The following is a 687-nucleotide window of genomic DNA, read 5'->3' as shown; positions in this document are numbered from 1 at the left end:
CCCGGGCGCTGGTGGAGGCCGGCAAGGAAGCCGAGCTGCGCAGCCTGCAGGCCCAAGCCGGCGTGACCTCGGCGCGCGCGGCCCTGGACGCGGCCCGCACGGCGCGGGCCAGCGCCTTTGCGCGGCTGACGGCGATGGCCGGCTCGCCGGCGCTCTTCACCGCCCTGGCCGAGAACCTGCTGCCGCGGCCGACGCCGGCCAACCTCGAGCGCACCATCGACGCGCTGTCGGTGCCGGCCGTGGTGGCCGCCCAGGCCGAGCGGGAGGCCGCCGCGCGGCGGGTGCGGGTGGAGCGGACGCGCGCCGTTCCCGACGTCACCGTCTCGGCCGGCGTGCGCCGCTTCAGCGGCGACGATTCCCGCGCCGTGGTGGCTGGGATCTCGGCGCCCCTCCCACTGTTCGATCAGAACCGCGGCAACGTCAACGCCGCCCAGGGCGAGCTGCTGGCCGCCGAGGCGCGGTTGAACGCGGCGCGGCTGGACGCCGAGGCGGAGCTGCGCACCGCGCTCTTCCAGGTGGAGGCGGCCGGGACCCGGGTCGCCGCCGCCGTCGAGACCGAGGCCACCGCGGCCGAGGCCTACCGGCTCACCCGCATCGCCTACGAATCCGGCAAGTCGCCGCTCGTCGAACTCACCAACGCGCGCCGGGCCCTGGCCGAGGCGCGCACCCAAACCATCGAAGCCCAGC

General features: G+C 77.0%; 1 protein-coding gene. It reads left to right on the top strand.

Annotated elements, in window-relative coordinates; translation table 11 throughout:
- Positions 1-687: TolC family protein (locus AX721_RS17600; protein ID WP_197422629.1), on the top strand; the 687-nt coding region annotated here is incomplete at both ends.

Origin of the sequence: Phenylobacterium sp. CCH9-H3 (assembly GCF_001557235.1) — a bacterium.
Taxonomy (GTDB): Bacteria; Pseudomonadota; Alphaproteobacteria; order Caulobacterales; family Caulobacteraceae; genus Phenylobacterium.
Note: the sequence above shows the minus strand (reverse complement) of the source record. Positions and strands in the feature narration are given on the sequence as shown.